The organism is Kosakonia radicincitans DSM 16656, assembly GCF_000280495.2.
GTDB classification, from domain to species: Bacteria; Pseudomonadota; Gammaproteobacteria; order Enterobacterales; family Enterobacteriaceae; genus Kosakonia; species Kosakonia radicincitans.
The window spans coordinates 3512172-3528895 of sequence record NZ_CP018016.1 but is presented as its reverse complement, the minus strand read 5'-3'; the positions used below and the strand labels follow the sequence as shown (position 1 = coordinate 3528895).

Sequence of the window (16724 nt, the reverse complement as noted above, 5' to 3'; positions counted from 1 at the left end):
ACCTCATGCAAACTGACAGACATCAGCAAAGGGCAAACGCGGCAGGCGATCGTAGAGTTTGCCGGGATCGCCGTAACCAATGTTGACCAGTAAATTGCTGCGCCAGGTGCTGTCGGCAAAAAATGCGCTATCGACAACGGCGCGATCGAAACCGGACATCGGGCCGGTATCCAGCCCCAGCGCCCGACAGGCGAAAATCAGGTAGGCCGCCTGCATGGAGCTGTTGCGAAATGCCGTCTCCTCCGCCAGTTGCGGGCTGGAAGTGAACCAGCTGCGCGCATCGCCATGGGGAAACAGCACCGGCAATTGTTCATAAAATTCACTGTCCCAGGCAACGATGGCCGTCACCGGCGCACTGAGCGTTTTTGCCAGATTGCCGCTGGAGAGCGCCGGACGCAGCTTCTCTTTACCTTCCGGCGTGCGGATAAACACCAACCGCGCCGGGCTACAGTTGGCCGACGTCGGCCCCATTTTCAGCAGATCGTAAACCTGTTGCAGCGTCTCATCGCTAACCGACCGTTCCAGCCAGCCATTGTGGGTGCGCGCCTGGTTGAACAGGGTATCCAGCGCCGCAGCGTTGACGGCTTCGCTCATAAATTCTCCTTCTGAGCCAGAGTCAGAACGGGCAGCATGCTGTGCAGCCCGTCGAGTAAAAGGGTATTAAAGTCTTCACTTTCGGTGACATTGCAGGCATGCGCGCCGCGTTCCATCACCTGTAACCGGCTACCAGGGATTGCTGCTTGCAGGTCGGCAGAGCAGGTCCAGGGCACCAGCAGATCGTCTCGCGCGCAAATAATGTTTGTCGGGCAGCGAATCTCCTGGGCGCGGCGGCTGAAGTCGGCATTTTTCAGTGCCGCCAGGCGACGCAATAGATTGCCGGTGCCCTGAAAATGCGCCATCGCCAGCGCTTCCTCCGCTTCCATCCGGGGCGCATGAGCGGCCATCCAGTCTGCCGGGTAGAGAAACAGCGGCTGCGCCTGTACCCAGGCTTCCGCGCCGCCCGCAGCCAGTAACCGCTCACGCACGCGGAAACAGCGCAGCGTATGGTCGTTCAACTGTAGCCAGCCGTTCACCAGCACCAGACCGTTTACCGCCTGTGGGTAATCCAGCGCCAGTTGCAGGCCAATCAGGGCGCCCAGCGCGTGGCCGATAAGGCAAAAACGGGTAATTCTTTCCGCCTGCAGCGCCTGGTATAGCTCCGCTGCCATATCCTGCATGCTATAACCATCCGGCAGCGTGGCCGGGTTATTGCCGGTTCCGCGCTGGTCATAGTGCACCACCTGGTAATGCGCTTCCAGCGCCGCGAGTTGCGCCAGCCAGTAGCTGCCAGCACCGCCCAACCCGGCGCTCAGCACCACCACTGGCGCACCTGCGTACGGCGCATCGCTCAGGGTTAGTTTCATGGCATCCTCACTGACCGATGTGCGCAACGGTGGCAATCTCCACCAGCGCATCGGGTTTCACCAGACCACATTGAATGCAGAAACGTGCTGGTTTATCACCGGGGAAAAACTCGGCGTACACTTCATTAATCGCGGCGTAATTTTTCCAGTCGGTGATAAAGATGCTGTTGAATGTCACATCCTCCATCGTGCCACCTGCGGTCTCGATCACGCGTTTGATCGTTTCCAGCACGTGGCGCGTTTGCGCCTTTGGGTCGCCAACAAACACCACGTTGTTGTCGGCATCAAACGGTAGCGTGCCGGAAACATAGACCACGCCGTCAGCCAGCGTGCCCGGAACAAACGGGGCGATAGGGGTGGTGGTACCCGGTGGAATAATGACCTGTTTTGGCATGATGAGTCTCCTTACGCAATGTTGACCAGTTTTTGAGGTGCCAGGGCGGAACAGAAAGTCTGCACATCGCTCACCCAGCCGAAGAAGGTTTCGATATTGAACAGTGCGGCTTGCTGGGCAAATTCAGGGCCAGCCTGATGGGTGGCGTCTTCCAGTACGATGCCGAAGTATTCGAGAAAAAAGCCGTCACGCAGCGTGGATTCAACGCAGACGTTGGTGGCAATACCGGTAAACACCAGATGGCGGATGCCGTGGCTGCGCAGGAGGCTGTCCAGCGGCGTATTAAAGAAGCCGCTGTAACGCGGTTTCGGCAGTACGATATCGCCAGCTTGCGGTTTCAGTTCCTCCACCAGTTCATAATCCCAGCCACCTTTCGCCAGCAGTTTGCCCTGCAATTCCGGGCGTTTGCGCATGGTCTTCAGCGCGTTGGATTTGTGGTAGTTCGGCGAACCGGGGCCACCGGCTTCCACGTACTGATCATCCCAGCCGTTCTGAAACCAGATAATCAGCATCCCGGCTTTGCGGGCGGCGGCAACGGCAATATTGATATTCTCAATCACCGGCCTGGTGGCCGAGACATCAAACCCGGCCAAGTCCAGATAGCCGCCGGGGCTGGCATAGGCATTTTGCATATCCACTACGATCAGGGCGCTGCGCTCAGGAGAAAAATCGACCGATTCCGGGCGTGCGTTGAGGGTAATCATCAGGCAACCTCGCGTGTTGGGGCTGGAATATGGCTACGGCACTGCATCAGCGGCTGAATGCGCTCGCCGAACATTTCGACGCCCTGTAAAAAATCATCAAAGGTAAGCAATACGCCGTCGGTGCCGGGGACGCTGGCAACCTCATCGAGTAAGCGCGCTACCGTGGCATACGAACCCACCAGCGTACCCATATTGATATTTACCGCCGATGTCGGATCGGCCATCTGACGCACATTCGTGTCCGCGCCGGAACGGGTATCTTTCTGGCTCTGTTCGGTCAGCCATGCCAGCGCTTCATCGTCAGCGCCTGCTTTGTAGTGCTCCCATTTGGCCCGAGCCGCCTCGTCGGTTTCATCGGCAATAATCATAAACAGCACATAGGAGCCGACATCGCGCCCGGTGGCGCTGGCCGCTTCCTGCATACGTTTGGCAGTTGGCGCGAACGCGGTTGGGGTGTTAACACCTTTGCCGAAGCAGAAGTTGTAATCAGCGTATTGCGCGGAAAATGCCATTCCCGCATCGCTTTGCCCGGCGCAGATCACCTTCATCGGGCCGGTGGGTTGCGGGCTGACGCGGCAATCATTCATGGTGAAAAATTCGCCTTTGAAATCGCTTTTGCCGGTTCCCCACAGATCGCGCAATACCTGCACGTACTCCGTCAGATAGTCATAGCGACGAGAGAAGTAGTCGTCGCCGGGCCACAGGCCCATCTGCTCATACTCCGGTTTCTGCCAGCCGGTCACCAGATTTACGCCAAAGCGCCCACCGGAGATGGAATCAATGGTCGATGCCATCCGCGCGACAATGGCGGGCGGCAGCGTCAGGGTAGCGGCAGTCGCATAGATCTGAATACGCGAAGTGACCGCCGCAAGCCCGGCCATCAGCGTGAAAGATTCAAGGTTGTGATCCCAGAATTCAGTTTTGCCGCCAAAACCGCGCAGCTTGATCATCGAGAGCGCGAAATCGAAGTGGTAATGCTCCGCTTTCTGCACAATCGCTTTGTTCAGTTCAAAGGTCGGCTTGTACTGTGGCGCATGGGTTGAAATCAGCCAGCCGTTGTTGCCAATCGGAACGAAAACACCAATTTTCATTACCTACCTCGCTTTGTCAGGTGAATGTCTGGCGTGGCGTTGCATCCTGCATTTTCCTTTCAGCCGCGCAATCAAGGGTTTGCAAAGCGGATGCCAACAATGAAAAGATCATTGTTATTAAGGTGTTAACTGAAAGTTGATGAAATGAACCATAAAAAAGTGGACTAAATGGTCAAAAACGGTGCACAAAAAACAGGCATTCATGTGCAATCAGAGTGCACAGGGTCGAGTCGCCGTGCGCCTTTTGCTATGCTGCTGCCAACCAAAAGGAGAGAGAAAATGGCACAGGGTACGGTGAAGCGGGTCGGTAAACGTACGCAGGCGGTTAATGAGAAGCGACAGGCGATTTTGACGGCGGCGCTGGAGATCTTTTCCCGCGTGGGTTTTCACGGCGCACGGCTGGAGCAGGTCGCCGAAGGCGCGGGCGTGTCGAAAACCAATTTGCTCTATTACTACCCGTCGAAAGAGGCGCTCTATATTGCCGTGCTGCGGCAGATCCTGGATATCTGGCTGGCGCCGCTGAAAGCCTTCCGCGCAGATTTCACTCCGCTGGTGGCGATCAAGGAGTACATCCGTCTGAAGCTGGAGGTTTCACGCGATTATCCACAGGCATCAAAACTTTTCTGCCAGGAGATGTTGCAAGGCGCGCCGCTGCTGAAAGCGGAGCTGACGGGGGATTTAAAAACGTTGGTGGAGGAGAAGTCGGCCATTATTGCTGGCTGGATCGCCAGCGGTAAACTGGCGGCGGTCGATCCGCATCATCTGATCTTTATGATTTGGGCCTCAACCCAGCACTACGCCGATTTCGCCATCCAGGTGGAAGCCGTCACTGGCGCGACGTTACAGGATGAGGCCTTCTTTCAGCGCACGGTCGATAATGTGCAGCGCATGATCATTGAAGGCATCCGCGTCCGTTAATGGCCGGGCGGCAGCGGGCAACTGACATCGCCTTCGCCGCACTGTAGCAGCGAGGCCAGCCAGGCTTCGCGCTCGTTGGTTTTATCTGTCAGACACTGGTTTTCCACCATCGGCTGCACGCTTCCGCCTTCGACGCCGGAACTGACAAAGGCACAATCGCTGTCGCGCAGCGTTATCCAGGTTTGTTGCGCTTTTTTGAGCAGTGACGCCTGCGCGGGAGCGGCGCGCTTAATGGCGCTCTGATAAGTCTGGTTCAGCTTTTTATCCGCCGCCTGATATTGTGCGGCAGTACAGCTATTCAGCTCAGCCTGTGTCGAGGCGTTTTCGCACTCGTCCGCGAGCAGCGGGCTGCTCATTAACAGCGCAGTCAGCGCCAGCATGCAACGTTTCATCCCATCCCCTTCAGTACAAGGCTCTGATTCAGCCGTTTTATTAGCATAGCCCCGGGGGAATGTCATCTGCAGCGATAAGCGCAAGATGCGGGTAACGCGTCAGCCAGCGCTTTTCTTCCGCCCGCCTGAGAAACTGCGGATATTTACGCCCTGTAAAGTGCGGCGTTGGTCGCAGGCGCAAGCCAAACAGATCGTCCAGGCCAAAAGGGGCAATAATCTCAATACGCGCCTTATCGACCAGCCGCACCGCCACAGCGGTGGCGGTTTCCGGCCAGTGCCGCAGCGCCGCGAGTAGTGAAGAATAGGGTGCATCGCCGTTGCGTAGATGCATGCGAGCCTGGTTTTTTACCGACCATTTAACCTCTGGTGCGCGCTCGTGCAGGCGGTTTTCCATCGCTATATCTGCTTCGATCGCCATCTCATGTGGATTAAGCCAGATGACATCCACATCGCCAGCCGGTGGCTGCGGCACGCTATGGTGCAGATGATCCCATACAGCATCGCGTACAAATCCGGCGCCAATCCAGCTTTCAGGGCATAAGGAGTGAACGATATGGAGTATGTTCCTGCTGCGGGGATCGGTGAGTAATAGCGTTTCCAGTGCGCTGGCATAACGCATGTGCGGCTCCTGCAGAAAGAGAATGGGGTATCGAAAGGGGAGAAGACAGTATGCCGATGTTGCGTTTTACCTTACTCGTTTCAGTTCTCAAATTTGCAAACTTTTCCCGCCGCTATGACCATTCATTCAGCACCTAAATACCTGGATTTATCGGTAAATGATAATTAATTGTTAATTAAATGTTTTATTTTATTCTATTTTTAACACATTTTATCTGATATAAGAAAATCAAATGGCGTTATTTTACTTAAATTTAACCATAATTTTTCACAAAATTAACTTTTGTGGGCATGTATCACATTTTTCATTTTTACATTATTTTAACTCTTCCCTTCGTTGTTAATCTCCCCTTCGCGACTTTCCTCTGTCCTCAAGAAAGGTACAACTATGAAATTCAAACTCGCATTACTCAGCGCAGCGCTTATTTCTGCCTGCATGGTGTCGGGCCAGTCCGTTGCAGCAGAAAAGTATGAGATCGCGGTGGTTGCAAAAGTGACCGGTATTCCGTGGTTTAACCGCATGGAGACCGGCGTTAACGAAGCAGCGAAGAAACTGGACGTTAACGCTTACCAGACCGGGCCTTCTACCCCGGATCCGGCGCAGCAAGTGAAGGTGATTGAAGATCTGATCGCGAAAAACGTTAACGCCATCATCGTGGTGCCGAACGATGCGAAAGTGCTGGAGCCGGTGCTGAAAAAAGCCCGCGATAAAGGCATTGTGGTGCTGACGCATGAATCCCCGGATCAGCAGATTGGTCAGTGGGATATCGAAACCATCGACAGCGAAAAATACGCGCAGGCCAACGTTGATGAGTTAGCGAAAGATATGGGCGGTAAAGGCGGTTATGCGATTTACGTTGGTTCATTAACCGTACCGTTGCACAACGCCTGGGCTGATTACGCCATTAAATATCAAAAAGAAAAATACCCGGACATGTTTGAAGTCACCTCGCGTCTGCCGGTGGCGGAAAGCATCGACAAATCCTACGCCACCACCCTCGATTTAATGAAAACCTACCCGCAATTGAAAGGGGTGATCGGTTTTGGTTCGCTGGGACCGATTGGCGCAGGGCAGGCGGTACAGAAAAAACGTGCGAAAGACAAACTGGCGGTTGTCGGGATCGCTATGCCGGGCCAGGCCGCGCCGTATCTGATGCGTGGCGATATCAAAAAAGCGCTGCTGTGGGACCCGCGTGATGCAGGCTTTGCGCTGGTCACCGTCGCTGACCAGTTGTTGCAGGGCAAGGAAGTCACTCCCGATCTGACCATCGACGGGCTGGGCAAAGCCGACGTTGATATGGACAAGAAAGTCATCCGCTTTAACAAAATCCTCGAAGTTACTAAAGATAACGCGCAATCACTCGGCTTCTGATTTTTTCAGGCCACACCAGGGAACCGGAGACCGGCCGCAAGGCCGGGCTCTTTTTGCAGCACAGATAACCATCGCGTCCCGTACGGGCGCTGGCAGGGGTATTGTCAATGACAGACACCACCGCATTTATCACTCTTGAGAATATCAGCAAACAATTTCCGGGCGTGCGGGCGCTGGACAATGTGAACCTGACGCTGGAAAAAGGCGAAGTTCACTGTCTGGCCGGGCAAAACGGCTGCGGTAAAAGCACCATCATCAAAGTGATCTCCGGGGTTTATCAGCCGGAAAAAGGTGCCAGCATTGCCCTGGACGGTAAACTTTTTCACCATCTGACGCCGCAGCTCTCAGCGCATTACGGCATTCAGGTCATTTATCAGGATCTCTCGTTATTCCCCAATTTTAGCGTGGCGGAAAATATCGCCATCCACCGTTATCTGCCCGGCGGCGATATCTGGGTGCGGCGCAGCGCGATGCGTGCGCAGGCGCTGGCTGCGATGGCGCGCATCGGCGTGCGTCTCGATCCGGATAAAAAAGTCGAGAAACTCTCCATCGCCGATCGCCAGTTAGTCGCGATTTGCCGGGCGATTGCCGCCGATGCCCGGCTGGTGATCATGGATGAACCGACCGCCTCGCTGACCCGCCAGGAAGTGAACGGACTGCTGCGCGTGGTGAACGAACTGAAAGCCGCAGGGATCTGCGTGGTATTCGTCAGCCACCGTCTGGATGAGGTGATGGAAGTGGCCGATCGCATCAGCGTGATGCGTGACGGCAAGCTGATTGGTACCTGGCCGGCAAACGAACTGGACAGCCACGAGCTGGCGTATCTGATGACCGGACAGCGTTTCCACTACAGCCCGCTACCGGAAAAACCACCGGTGGATCAGACGCCGATGCTGGAGCTGCGTCATCTGAGCCGCAAAGGCAAATATCGCGATATTAATCTGGCGCTGCGCAGCGGCGAGATCGTCTCTATTGTTGGTTTGTTAGGGGCAGGGCGCACCGAACTGTGCATGAGCTTGTTTGGCATGACGCACCCGGAAGATGGCGAGATCCGCATTAACGGTAAGCCGGTGAAACTGCGCAGTAACCATGACGCCATTCGTCACGGCATTGGCTACGTTTCGGAAGACCGCCTGACGCAAGGGTTGATCATGGAGCAGTCGATTTACGACAACACCATCGTCACCGTTTTTGAAAAACTGCATACGCGCGGCGGCCTGCTCGATCACGCCAAAGCCGGGCAACTGGTCGCAGAGCTGATCCGCAATCTGAATATCAAAGTCTCCGATGCGCAACTGCCGGTAAAAACGCTCTCCGGCGGTAACGCACAACGTATTGCCATCGCCAAATGGGTGGCGACCAATCCGCGCATTCTGATCCTCGATTCGCCCACCGTTGGGGTGGATATCGCCAACAAAGAGGGGATCTACCAGATTGCCCGCCAACTGGCGGAACAGGGGATGGCGGTACTGATGATTTGTGACGAAATCCCGGAAGCCTATTACAACAGCCATCGCGTGCTGGTAATGCGTCGGGGTGAACTGGTGGCGGAATTCAATCCGCACCGTTGCACGGAGCAGGAGATTGCAGAGGTGGTCAATGCGTAATGCATCCCTTTCCCGCCTTGTCGGGCAACATGAATTCTGGCTTGGTCTGCTGGTGATTGCGCTGGCTGTAGGGCTGAGTGTGCGTACCGATGAATTTTTATCACTGGGTAACCTGACGGATGTGGCGACCAGCTACGCCATTCTCGGCATCCTGGCCTGTGGCTTATTTGTGGTGCTGATCTCCGGCGGGATCGATATCTCGTTTCCGGCAATGACGGCGATTGCGCAGTATGCGATGGCCAGTTGGGTGATCGCCCACGGCGGCAACTTCGCGCTGGCGCTGGCATTAGCCATGGCCGTCGGGCTACTGCTCGGTTTAGTGAACGGCTTTCTGGTCTACTGGCTGCGCGTCCCGGCGATCATCATCACCATCGCCACGCTGAACGTCTATTACGGGCTGCTGGTTTACGCCACCAAAGGCACCTGGCTGTATGGCTTCCCGGACTGGTTTATGAACGGCATTAACTGGTTCTCTTTTACCGCGGCGGATGGTTATGACTATGGCCTGACGTTGCCGCTGCTGTGCCTGGGCCTGGTGATCATTGTCACTGCCGTGCTGATGAATTACACCCGGCTGGGCCGCCAGATTTATGCGATGGGCGGCAACCGCGATGCGGCGTCGCGCCTCGGTCTTAATCTGCTGAAACTGCACTTTTATGTCTACGGCTATATGGGCATTCTGGCCGGTGTGGCAGCTGTGGTACAGGCGCAGATCACCCAATCCGTCGCCCCGAACTCATTGATCGGTTTTGAGTTGACGGTGCTGGCGGCGGTGGTGCTTGGCGGCACCAGTATGTCCGGCGGACGGGGTACGCTCACCGGCACACTACTGGGGGTGGTTCTGCTGGCCTTCCTGCAAAATGGTTTAACGCTGCTCGGCGTCTCCTCCTACTGGCACATGGTCTTTAGCGGCGCGATTATTCTCGTCAGCATCAGCGCGACCGCGTGGAATGAAAAACGCAAACTCGCAAGGGAGCTTTAAGATGAAATCAATCGCCAGACTCTTCCCCGGTGATGCCATCATCCGTTTGCAATGCGTGATTATCATCGTTGTCGCGGTGGTCTTTTCTGCGCTGCTCGGCAGTCGCTTTTTCAGCGTCGCCAACTTCCAGTCCATCGGCTCGCAGCTACCGATCCTTGGCATGCTGGCGCTGGGCATGGGCATTACCATGCTGACTGGCGGCATCAACCTGTCGATTATTGCCGGTGCGAATGCCTGTTCGCTGGTGATGGCTGCGGTAATTGTCACTCATCCCGACAATCCACTGTTTCTCGCGCTGGCGCTGCTGGCGGGTTTGCTGGTGGCCGTGGCGATTGGCGCACTGAATGGCGCGCTGGTGGCGTGGGTCGGCGTTTCGCCCATTCTTGCCACGCTTGGCACCATGACGCTGATTTCCGGCCTTAACATTTTGTTCTCCAACGGCACGGTCATTTCCGGCTTTCCGGCTGCGATCCAGTTTCTCGGCAATGCCACGCTGCTCGGTATTCCGGTGGCGCTGTTGCTGTTTATTGTGGTGGCGCTGCTGCTGTGGGTATTGCTGGAACATACTACGCTTGGCCGCAGCCTTTATCTGGTGGGATCGAACGAACAGGCGACGCGTTTTAGCGGCGTGAACACCGTGCGGGTGCAGATTTCCGTTTATGTCATCTCGTCATTGTTGGGTTGGGTGGCCGCCATTCTGATGATGGCGAAATTCAACTCCGCGAAAGCAGGCTACGGCGAATCTTATCTTCTGGTGACCATTCTGGCGTCGGTGCTGGGTGGGATTAACCCGGACGGCGGCTTCGGGCGCGTGCTGGGGTTAGTGCTGGCGCTGGTGGTGCTGCAAATGCTGGAGAGCGGCTTTAACTTATTGGGCATCAGCAGTTATCTGACGATGGCGCTCTGGGGCGCGGTGCTGATCCTCTTTATCGCATTACAAAATCGTAAAGCCTGATCTCAGGAGAAAAAGAATGGCGAGCTACTTTATTGGTGTGGATGTAGGAACCGGCAGCGCCCGCGCAGGCGTCTTTGATTTGACCGGCAGGATGGTCAGCCAGGCGAGCCGGGCCATTGAGATCTATCGTCCGCAGGCCGACTTTGTTGAGCAATCCTCGGACAATATCTGGCAGGCGGTGTGCAACGCCGTGCGTGACGCGGTGAATCAGGCGGATATCAACCCGATCCAGGTTAAAGGGCTGGGTTTTGACGCCACCTGTTCGCTGGTGGTGCTCGACAAAGAGGGCAACCCGCTGACGATTAGCCCGTCCGGGCGCAGCGAGCAGAACATTATCGTGTGGATGGATCATCGCGCAATCTCGCAGGCCAACCGCATCAACGCCACGCACCACCGGGTGCTGGATTACGTCGGCGGCATTATCTCGCCGGAGATGCAAACCCCCAAGCTGCTGTGGCTGAAACAGCATATGCCAAACACCTGGGCGAACGCCGGTTACTACTTTGATCTGCCTGATTTTCTGACCTGGCGGGCGACCGGCGATGATACCCGCTCACTTTGCTCAACGGTGTGTAAGTGGACGTACATGGGCCACGAAGACAAGTGGGACAACAGCTATTTCCATGAAATTGGGCTCGAAGATCTGCTGGAACATGACGCCGAAAAAATTGGCCGCTATGTGAAAACCATGGGCGAACCGCTGGGGCGCGGGCTGACGCAGCGCGCGGCAACAGAGATGGGGTTGATGCCGGGCACGGCGGTAAGCGTGTCGATTATTGATGCTCACGCGGGCACGCTCGGTACGCTCGGCGCCAGCGGCGTTTCTGGTGAAGTGGCGGATTTCGACCGGCGTATCGCGCTGATTGGCGGCACCTCCACCGGGCATATGGCGATCTCTGCGCAGGCACGCTTTATTGGCGGCGTATGGGGGCCATACTACTCGGCGGTGCTGCCGGGTTACTGGCTGAATGAGGGCGGGCAGTCGGCAACCGGCGCGCTGATCGACCATATTATTCAGTCGCATCCGTGCTACGAAACGCTGCTTAGCCAGGCGAAAACTCAGGGGCAAACCATTTACGAAGTACTGAACGCATTGTTGCGGAAAATGGCGGGCGAGCCGGAGAATATTGCGTTTCTGACCCGTGATATTCATATTCTGCCGTACTTCCACGGCAACCGTTCGCCGCGCGCTAATCCAACATTAACCGGCGTCATCAGCGGGTTAAAGTTGTCGCGCACGCCGGAAGATATGGCGCTGCAGTACCTGGCGACCATCCAGGCCATTGCGCTGGGGACGCGGCATATTATTGAGACCATGAATCAGAGTGGTTACAGCATCGATACGGTGATGGCCAGCGGTGGCGGCACCAAAAACCCGATCTTTGTGCAGGAGCATGCTAACGCGACAGGCTGTGCGATGTTGTTGCCGGAGGAGAGCGAAGCGATGCTGCTCGGCGGCGCGATGATGGGCACCGTGGCGGCCGGGGTGTTTGATAGCTTCCCGGAAGCGATGGCGGCGATGAGCCGTATCGGTAAAACCGTCACGCCGCAGACTAATCGCATTAAGCAGTATTACGATCGTAAATACACTGTGTTCCACGAGATGTATCAGGATCATATGAAGTACCGCGCGTTAATGCAGGAGCCGACATGAGCAGTAGCTGGCAGCAGGCCTGCGCCGCGTGGCAAATCTACAGCGAAGAGATGGCGGCGCTGAACCGCCACCTTAACCAAACACAGTGGCAGGCGCTGATGGCGGAACTGCGCGGTTGTCGCGGCAAAATTGCGGTAACGGGCGTTGGCACTTCTGGCATTGCGGCCCGTAAAATCGCCCATATGCTGGCCTGCGTTGAGCGTCCGGCGATGTATCTCAATGCCACCGATGCTGCGCACGGCGATTTGGGTTTTCTTGATGCCAATGATGTGGTGATTATGCTGTCGCGCGGCGGGAATTCCGATGAGCTGACGCGGCTGCTGCCGGGGCTGGCGGCGAAAGGCGTGGCGCTTATCAGTGTCACGGAAAACCCGGATTCAGCGATAGCACAGGCCTCACGGCTGGTGATTTCAACCGGCGTTCGCCGCGAGATCGATCCGCTGAACATGCTGGCAACCACCTCGATTGTGCTGGCGCTGGCGATATTCGATGCCGCCTGCGCATGTCTGATGAGCGAAAGCGGTTATTCGAAGGAAACATTACTTGCCGTGCATCCCGGCGGCGATGTCGGATTAACGTTAAGCAAAAAAGCGCCGTAAGGCGCTTTTTTATTGTCGACGATCCGTAGACCCGATAGCGCAACACTATCGGGCCTCTCTGTCGGTTTACCCAATGGTCATCAGGCTGGCATTACCACCAGCGGCGGCGGTGTTGACGCTTAACGAACGCTCCAGCCACAGGCGTTCGAGCAGGATATGGCTTTCCCCGCGAGCAAAACCCTGCACCGAGACAATTGCGCCATCGCGTGCGGCGACGTTTTCACACAGCGTAACCAGTTGATCGGAATCGCCATGGAAAATCACTGCGTCAAACGCCTGCGTCATTAGCGCATCGGCTTTGGCGAACTGGATGCGTGCGCTGACGATCGGCGGAAACTGTTTCGCCAGATCGCGATGCAGCGTGTCATCCGGCCACAACAGCTGGCTGCCGCAGGCGATTACTGCCGCCAGTTGTACCAGCGCATCCTGTTCGTTATCCGCAATGCAGAGCACGCGCTCGCGCGGTACCAGTGTCCAGCTATTACGCTCGCCGGTCGGGCCTGCCAGCAGACGCTGCGTTCCGCTCTGCGCCAGCTCACCAAACTGACGGCACAGCACCTGTAACGCCGGACGATCGGCGGCCCACGCGCTAAGCGCTTCCAGCGGTTGCGCCATCGCGTTTTTCAACTGGGCATCCAGCGGCGCGGTAGCATCATGACGGGCGAGCGTTTTCAGTACCGCATTTTCCGGGCGGCTACCGAGCAGGCGATAGAGATAGAGCGGCCCGCCCGCTTTCGGCCCGGTGCCGGATAACCCTTCGCCACCAAACGGCTGCACGCCAACTACTGCGCCAACCATATTGCGGTTAACGTACAGGTTGCCGACGCGCGCGCTGCCGGTCACCTGGGCGATGGTTTCATCAATGCGCGTATGCACGCCGAGCGTCAGACCGTAGCCGGAAGCATTGATCTGCTCAATCAACTGCGGTAACTGATTACGGCTGTAGCGCACCACGTGCAGCACCGGCCCGAAGACCTCTTTTTGCAGCTCGTCGAAGCTCTCCAGCTCAATCAACGTTGGCGCCACGAAGGTGCCGGTACGCCATTCCCGCGCATCTTCGCTGTTTTCGCGCATTGCCTGGAATACATTGCGCCCTTTGGCCTGCATCGCCTGAATATGTTTGTCGATATTCGCTTTCGCTTCGGCATCGATCACCGGACCGATATCGGTGGTCAGACGGCCTGGATTGCCCATCCGGCATTCGGCCATTGCACCACGTAACATGGTCAGCGTGTGATCGGCAATCTCTTCTTGCAGGCACAGCACGCGTAGCGCCGAACAGCGCTGTCCGGCACTGTCGAACGCGGAGGCCAGCACATCGACAACCACCTGTTCGGTAAGCGCTGACGAATCGACAATCATCGCGTTCATACCGCCGGTTTCGGCGATGAGCGGCGTCGGACGGCCCTGCGCATCGAGCCGCGTGGCGATGGTGCGTTGCAGCAGGCTGGCCACTTCGGTTGAGCCGGTGAACATCACGCCGCGCACCCGCGCATCGGAGGTGAGCCGTGCGCCGACGGTTTCGCCACGCCCTGGCAGTAATTGCAATACCCCGGCGGGTACGCCCGCTTCCAGCAGAATTGCCACGCCTTGCGCGGCGATCAGCGGGGTTTGTTCTGCGGGTTTTGCCAGCACGCTATTGCCTGCTGCCAGCGCAGCGGCAATCTGCCCGGTAAAGATCGCCAGCGGGAAGTTCCACGGGCTGATGCAAACCACCGGCCCCAACGGGCGATGAGTTTCGTTATCAAAATCGGCGCTAACCTGGCCTGCGTAATAGCGCAGGAAATCCACTGCTTCACGCACTTCAGCAATCGCGTTGCTGAAGGTTTTCCCGGCCTCACGTACCAGAATGCCCATTAACTGCGGCATCTGATCCTCCATCAGCACGGCGGCGCGTTGCAGAATGGCGGCGCGCTCCTGCGGCGGCGTGGCGAACCAGATGGGCGCATGATTAACGGCATTATTCAGCGCCTGTTCCACGTCTTCATCACGCGCTTCCACCACATAACCCACCACATCTTTCGGCTCTGCCGGGTTGATCACCGCGATCGGCTCGCCTTCCATCACCACCTGTTCCAGCATCGGACGGGCATACCATTTCTGCGTGGCGCTGTTCAGCAACGAGGAAGAGAGCGATGCCAGCCGGTGTTCATTCGCCAGATCCAGACCGGCGGCGTTGATGCGTCCTTCACCATACAGGGCGCGGGGCAGGGGGATCTTCGGATGCGGCAGACCGACCTGGCCTTCCTGAGTAGCCAGCTTTTCCACTTCTGCTACCGGGTCAGCCACCAGCGCATCCAGCGGCAATGTGGTATCGGCAATGCGGTTAACAAAGGAGGTGTTGGCACCGTTTTCCAGCAGACGCCGTACCAGGTAGGCCAGCAGGGTTTCATGCGTCCCAACTGGCGCATAAATGCGGCACGGGCGGTTCAGTTTGCCGTCGGCAATTTTCCCTACCACCTGCTCGTACAGCGGTTCGCCCATGCCATGCAGGCACTGGAATTCATACTGCCCGGGGTAGTAGTTTTGCCCGGCAAGCTGGTAAATCGCCGCCAGCGTATGGGCGTTGTGGGTGGCGAACTGCGGGTAGATCAGGTTTGGCACCGCGAGTAATTTTTTCGCGCAGGCGAGGTAAGAGACATCGGTGTACACCTTGCGCGTATACACCGGATAACCCTCCAGCCCTTCCATTTGCGCGCGTTTGATTTCGCTGTCCCAGTAAGCGCCTTTGACCAGGCGGATCATCAGACGGCGGCGGCTGCGGGTTGCCAGGTCGGTCAGGTAATCAATGACAAACGGGCAGCGCTTCTGGTAGGCCTGAATCACAAAGCCGATACCGTTCCAGCCTGCTAACTCTGGCTCAAAGCAGAGTTTTTCCAGCAAATCGAGGGAGATTTCCAGACGATCGGCCTCTTCGGCATCAATATTGATACCAATATCGTACTGGCGCGCCAGCAGGGTGAGGGATTTCAGGCGCGGATAGAGCTCTTCCATTACGCGATCGTACTGCGCACGGCTGTAGCGCGGATGCAGAGCGGAAAGCTTAATCGAAATGCCCGGCCCTTCGTAGATCCCGCGGCCGTTGGACGCCTTACCGATGGCATTGATCGCCTGCTGATAGGAGACCATATAAGCCTGCGCATCGGCAGCGGTGAGCGCCGCTTCGCCCAGCATATCGTAGGAGTAGCGGAAGCCTTTCTCTTCCAGCTTGCGGGCATTCGCCAGCGCTTCAGCGATGGTTTCGCCGGTGACGAACTGTTCGCCCATCAGGCGCATCGCCATGTCCACACCTTTGCGGATCAGCGGCTCGCCGCTTTTCCCGATAATGCGGTTCAGGGCGTGCGAGAGATTCGCTTCGTTGTGTGTGGAAACCAGTCGCCCGGTAAACAGCAGGCCCCAGGTGGCAGCGTTGACGAACAGCGACGGACTGCGGCCAATGTGCGACTGCCAGTTGCCGTTGCTGATTTTGTCGCGGATCAACGCGTCGCGGGTGGCTTTATCCGGGATGCGCAGCAGCGCTTCTGCCAGACACATCAGCGCCACACCTTCCTGCGAGGAGAGCGAAAACTCCTGCAACAGGCTTTGCACCATGCCAGCACGGCCGGAAGCAGTTTTCTGATTACGTAATTTTTCCGCTAACTGGTAAGCCAGTTTATGGGCATTTTCCGCGACTGGCTGCGGCAGACGAGCCTGCTCCAGCAGCATCGGCACCGCATCGGTTTCCGCCCAGCGCCAGGCACCGGTAATAGCAGCGCGGGAAACAGACTGCGGCAGGATCTGCTCGGCAAAGTCGAGGAACGGCTGGTGGCTCTCGTCAGCCGGTACGCCGCTTTCTTCATCCTGTGACGCAGTCCCTGCCGTGGCGGCCAGTTCCGGTAACCCTTCGCTGCTCTCCAGCTTCTCAAGATAATTAAAAATGGCCTGTTTAATTAACCAGTGCGGCGTGCGGTCGATTGTCGCTGCGGCGGCTTTAATCCTTTCGCGCGTGGCGTCATCAAGCTTGACCCCCATCGTGGTGGTGCCCATGCTTTGCTC

Annotated in this window: 15 protein-coding genes; 7 read left to right on the top strand and 8 right to left on the bottom strand. The window is 57.0% G+C overall.

Annotated features, from left to right (window positions below; translation table 11 throughout):
- Window positions 1-3: 3 nt before the first annotated feature.
- From Y71_RS17050 to rutA, 5 genes are read right to left on the bottom strand one after another with little or no spacing between them, the layout of a single operon-like run.
- Entirely contained in the window at window positions 4-594 is a 591-nt protein-coding gene (locus tag Y71_RS17050) for a malonic semialdehyde reductase (protein WP_007374327.1), read from the bottom strand.
- Window positions 591-1403, bottom strand: a complete 813-nt coding sequence (gene rutD, locus Y71_RS17045) for a pyrimidine utilization protein D (RefSeq protein ID WP_007374328.1) — start codon at window positions 1401-1403, stop codon at window positions 591-593. The genes Y71_RS17050 and rutD overlap by 4 nt, the downstream gene beginning before the upstream one ends.
- Window positions 1404-1410: 7 nt before the next feature.
- A complete protein-coding gene (gene rutC, locus Y71_RS17040) occupies window positions 1411-1797 on the bottom strand; it encodes a pyrimidine utilization protein C (protein ID WP_007374329.1) in 387 nt (128 codons plus the stop codon).
- A gap of 11 nt (window positions 1798-1808) precedes the next feature.
- Window positions 1809-2501: a pyrimidine utilization protein B gene (gene rutB, locus Y71_RS17035; RefSeq protein WP_007374330.1), complete on the bottom strand. Its 693-nt coding sequence runs from the start codon at window positions 2499-2501 to the stop codon at window positions 1809-1811.
- Window positions 2501-3592, bottom strand: a complete 1092-nt coding sequence (rutA, locus tag Y71_RS17030; RefSeq protein ID WP_007374331.1) for a pyrimidine utilization protein A — start codon at window positions 3590-3592, stop codon at window positions 2501-2503. Before rutA ends, rutB begins: the two co-directional genes overlap by 1 nt.
- 279 nt (window positions 3593-3871) lie before the next feature.
- Between rutA and rutR the strand changes: the two genes are divergently transcribed.
- A complete protein-coding gene (rutR, locus tag Y71_RS17020) occupies window positions 3872-4510 on the top strand; it encodes an HTH-type transcriptional regulator RutR (RefSeq protein WP_007374332.1) in 639 nt (212 codons plus the stop codon).
- Here rutR and Y71_RS17015 read toward each other — a convergent pair.
- Both Y71_RS17015 and Y71_RS17010 read right to left on the bottom strand, forming a co-directional pair.
- Window positions 4507-4902 carry a lysozyme inhibitor LprI family protein gene (locus tag Y71_RS17015; RefSeq protein ID WP_007374333.1) on the bottom strand — a complete coding sequence of 132 codons (396 nt, stop codon included), beginning with the start codon at window positions 4900-4902 and terminating at the stop codon, window positions 4507-4509. The genes rutR and Y71_RS17015 overlap by 4 nt on opposite strands.
- Before the next feature lie 40 nt (window positions 4903-4942).
- On the bottom strand, window positions 4943-5521 hold the full coding sequence (locus Y71_RS17010; protein ID WP_007374334.1) for a nucleotidyltransferase family protein: 579 nt from the start codon (window positions 5519-5521) through the stop codon (window positions 4943-4945).
- A gap of 387 nt (window positions 5522-5908) precedes the next feature.
- Between Y71_RS17010 and Y71_RS17005 the strand changes: the two genes are divergently transcribed.
- The 6 genes from Y71_RS17005 to Y71_RS16980 all read left to right on the top strand — a co-directional run bounded on the left by Y71_RS17005 (window position 5909) and on the right by Y71_RS16980 (window position 12689).
- Window positions 5909-6892 (top strand): autoinducer 2 ABC transporter substrate-binding protein, encoded by a 984-nt coding sequence (locus tag Y71_RS17005; RefSeq protein ID WP_007374335.1) that lies wholly within the window; start codon window positions 5909-5911, stop codon window positions 6890-6892.
- 107 nt (window positions 6893-6999) lie between these two features.
- Window positions 7000-8499 (top strand): sugar ABC transporter ATP-binding protein, encoded by a 1500-nt coding sequence (locus Y71_RS17000; protein ID WP_007374336.1) that lies wholly within the window; start codon window positions 7000-7002, stop codon window positions 8497-8499.
- The gene (locus tag Y71_RS16995; protein WP_007374337.1) at window positions 8492-9481 is read left to right on the top strand and encodes an ABC transporter permease; all 990 of its coding nucleotides are present in this window, start codon (window positions 8492-8494) and stop codon (window positions 9479-9481) included. Before Y71_RS17000 ends, Y71_RS16995 begins: the two co-directional genes overlap by 8 nt.
- A 1-nt stretch (window position 9482) precedes the next feature.
- Complete coding sequence (locus Y71_RS16990) at window positions 9483-10436, top strand: ABC transporter permease (protein WP_007374338.1); 954 nt, start codon at window positions 9483-9485, stop codon at window positions 10434-10436.
- 16 nt (window positions 10437-10452) lie between these two features.
- A complete protein-coding gene (locus Y71_RS16985; RefSeq protein WP_007374339.1) occupies window positions 10453-12090 on the top strand; it encodes an FGGY-family carbohydrate kinase in 1638 nt (545 codons plus the stop codon).
- Window positions 12087-12689 carry a KpsF/GutQ family sugar-phosphate isomerase gene (locus Y71_RS16980; RefSeq protein ID WP_007374340.1) on the top strand — a complete coding sequence of 201 codons (603 nt, stop codon included), beginning with the start codon at window positions 12087-12089 and terminating at the stop codon, window positions 12687-12689. The genes Y71_RS16985 and Y71_RS16980 overlap by 4 nt, the downstream gene beginning before the upstream one ends.
- 66 nt (window positions 12690-12755) lie before the next feature.
- Here the strand turns inward: Y71_RS16980 and putA are convergent, their stop codons facing one another.
- The gene (putA, locus tag Y71_RS16975; protein ID WP_007374341.1) at window positions 12756-16715 is read right to left on the bottom strand and encodes a trifunctional transcriptional regulator/proline dehydrogenase/L-glutamate gamma-semialdehyde dehydrogenase; all 3960 of its coding nucleotides are present in this window, start codon (window positions 16713-16715) and stop codon (window positions 12756-12758) included.
- Window positions 16716-16724 lie beyond the last annotated feature (9 nt).